This is a genomic window from Nocardia sp. NPDC058497 (assembly GCF_042720195.1).
Lineage (GTDB): Bacteria > Actinomycetota > Actinomycetes > Mycobacteriales > Mycobacteriaceae > Nocardia.
Genome location: NZ_JBHXMY010000616.1, coordinates 1 through 3,424 on the forward strand (window position 1 = coordinate 1; position 3,424 = coordinate 3,424).

The following is a 3,424-nucleotide window of genomic DNA, read 5'->3' on the forward strand; positions in this document are numbered from 1 at the left end:
GAGATATAAAAATATATATTAGTCGGAAGAGTAAGATGTGTATAAGAGAAAGCACAACCCTCGTTCGACGCTGTCGCCTCGACCATCACCACCGCGCTCGACAAACTGGCGGCCGCTCTCGCTGCCGAGGGCGAGTGTTGGGGTTCTGACGAGATCGGGCAGGCGTTCGCCCAGAACTACACCCCGGGTGTGGAAAAGGGCAAAACCTCGGTCTCCAATCTGGGCAAGTCGATGACCCAGCTCGGGACGAACATGGTCACCATCGCCACCGAGTTGTCCGAGCAGGACACCGCGACGGCAGCCCAGCTGAACCAGACCGGTATCTGACCGGGTGGGTATCGAGATCCCTGATTCGCTGCAATGGGTAGCGAAATACATTCTCGGCGCGGGCGATTGGCCCGAAGGCGACGAAACCGCGATGCGGCGAGCCGCCGACGCCTGGACTGCCATGGCCGAGACGCTCAACACCGTCGATGACGAGGCCGCCAAGACCCTGAACTCGGCGTTGGCCGCGTTGTCCGAAGGCGAAACCCACGACGCGCTGCTCGCCTACCGCGACAAGCTCCTCGCTGGTGAGGAGGCGGCGTTCACCGCGATCCGGAAGTGGTGTGAGAAGCAAGCCGAACTGCTCGACGACGGCGCCAACGACATCGAGCACACCAAGCTGGTGATCATCGGCACGATGATCGTGGCGGCGGTGGAAATCGGTGTCGCGCTGGCGACTTCGTGGACCGGTATCGGTGCCGCCGCCGGTGTCGCCGCGCGGATCGCGGCCCAGGTCGCGGTGCGGGTGGCGATGAAATCGCTGCTGACCCGCATGATCGCTCGTGGTATCGCCAAGGCGGCGGCGCGGGCGGCGTTGCGTGGGGCGGCGTTCGAAGCGCTCGAAGAGGGCGGGATCGACGGGATTGCCCGCACCATCCAGGTCGCCAAGGGTGACCGCACGATGGACGACTTCGGTTGGTCGGATCTGGGGTTGGCGACTTTCGGTGGCGCGGTCGGTGGTGCCGTCGGTGCCGGTTTGGGTGGCAAGCTCGATGGTGTCGGCGACGGGATCACCTCTGGGCTGGGTAAGTTGGCCGCGAAGTCCGCGACCGGTGCGGCGACCGAACTCGGCGCCGATCTGTCGGCTCAGGTCGCCTCCGCGGGTGCGGCGTCGCTGTTGATGGGGCAGGATTTCAATCTCGATATCGGGGTGGACACGTTCACCAGCGCGGGCGCGGGTGGTGTGCAGAGCGCGCTGGAATCGGGTGGTGGTAACGGGAACTCGCCCGCACCTTCTGTTCCCGAGCTGGGTGATGTGCCCGGCGATACCGATGCACCCACGACACCGGCGGGCACTGGTGAGTCGGGAGATTCGGCGCCGGAGCCGGCTTCACCGGCGTCGTCGGGTGATCCGGGAGCCACCTCTCCTGCATCGGCCGGGACGCCGTCGGCGGTGGAGGGCAACGGGACTCAGCCGGATGGGGTGGGAACACCCTCGTCACCGGGTGAGGGTTCGCCCTCGACCAGTCCGGCCGGGACTGGACAGAGCGGCGATCCAGCCAGCGGCACTCCGTCGAACGGCGGTCCAGCCGACAGTCCCAACACGCCCAGCGACGCAGCTCCGAGCTCACCGTCTGATTCCGGTGCCCCAAACAACCCGAGCGGCACGCCAAGCTCCCCGAGCGAGCCCAGCGGAACACAGCCTGGCACCCCCGCCTCGCCCGGCGATTCGACCCCGGCTCCGAACACCGATTCACCCGCCACACCAGTCGAATCGAGTCCTAGTCCGTCGCCGCAGGGCGACACAACGCCTACAAACCCGACCGGCACCGGGACCCCTTCCACGCCGAGCGACAACGGAAATACGACGCCTTCCACGCCGAGTGATGGCGGCAATACCGCGCCGTCCCCGCCAGGCGATGGCGGTAATACCGCGCCGCCCGCGCCAAGCGACGGCGGCAATACCGCACCCGCGGCACCAAACGATGGCGGTAATACCGCCGCACCTGCCGCGCCGAATGATGGCGACTCGACCGCGCCTGCCGCGACCCCCAGTAGCGGAAACCCCAGCGCGCCTGCGAATCCCGCGACACCAGCCGAATCCCCTTCTCCCACCACAACCGGTCAGCCCAGCACACCCGCTGCACCGTCCCCCATCCCGTCATCGCCGGACCTTCCGCCAGCCGGCACCCCGTCGAACACTCAGCCGACCGCACCAACCACGCCGACTGATTCATTCCCTGCCCAGCCGAACTCGACCCCGCCGTCGAACCCCACAACTAGCGCGCCCGCCACCCAGCCGACGAGTACGGCCGAGCCGACCTCCACCACCCCGAACCCCAGCACCAACCCGTCGACCACCGTGCCCGGAACGACTCCACAATCCGGCAACCCGTCGACACCGCCCGCAACGCCGAGCACGCAGCCGCCAGCCGACCCTAGCCGCCAGAGCCAGTCGACTGACACAGACACCACCGCAGCAGCCACAACAACGGCACCTGCCCCGACGACCACGACACCCACCGCACCGGCAACGACGACCACCGTCGCGACACCTTTCAACCCCACCCCCGCGTTCCCCGGATCGACTCCGCCGATCGGCACCACTCCGGTCACGCCGCCGACCCACCAGCCGGCACCGACGAGTACTCCGCCGTCATCCACGACCAACCGGACGAGTGCACCTCCACCAGGCACACCCAGCCCCACACCGACATCCACTCCGTCCGCGTCCCGGGCTGTGAACAGCACCGCCGATGCCGCGCCGGCACGATCGGTCCCGCCTGCACGCATCGACACCGGCACGCCACCAACCACCTCGACCCCCGCGGAATCCAACCCCGCAACGAACCCGGCCCGGATTACCGACACCCGGCCGGCCCACGACACCACTCTCCCCCCGCAACAACTGGACAACGCCAACCGCGCCCGCCAGGCCCGCGAATCCCTGCGCCCAGTTTCCCCGGAGAACAACCAAGCCCTGCGGGTGAACCCCACCACCGGCCGCCCCTACCGCAGCGCCAGCTACCCGACCGCGCTCGGCGCACCAGTCCGCGTCATCCGACTAACCGCAGCCGTCACCGCTTCCCCCACCACACCACCCTCCACCATCGAAACGGCCGCCGACCGAGCCCAGCTCGCCACGGACCTCACCTTCAACCAGGGCGCCCAATTCCCCCTCGGCGACTGGCTCATGGTCGACGTCGTCCCCACCGCCGACCCGACCACCGCCGACCTCACCATCGACGCCGACACCGACCCCACCCTCACCGACCTCGCCAACACAGTCCGCACGAACCTCGGCCTCCCCCCGAGCACCACCCCCGCCCTCACCCCCCACCACAAACACCCCCACCGCGCCCACAGCACCCCAACCCACCTGAGACCCCCGCCCACCCCCCCCAGAGCCAGACGCATTTAACAAAAAGACCCAGCCGAC

General features: G+C 68.1%; 2 protein-coding genes. Both read left to right on the top strand.

Annotated elements, in window-relative coordinates; translation table 11 throughout:
* The first annotated feature begins 189 nt into the window (after nucleotides 1-189).
* A complete protein-coding gene (locus ACFWPJ_RS28260; RefSeq protein ID WP_378855852.1) occupies nucleotides 190-327 on the top strand; it encodes a hypothetical protein in 138 nt (45 codons plus the stop codon).
* Nucleotides 328-331: 4 nt separating this feature from the next.
* The gene (locus ACFWPJ_RS28265) at nucleotides 332-3,406 is read left to right on the top strand and encodes a hypothetical protein (protein ID WP_378855854.1); all 3,075 of its coding nucleotides are present in this window, start codon (nucleotides 332-334) and stop codon (nucleotides 3,404-3,406) included.
* Nucleotides 3,407-3,424: the final 18 nt, after the last annotated feature.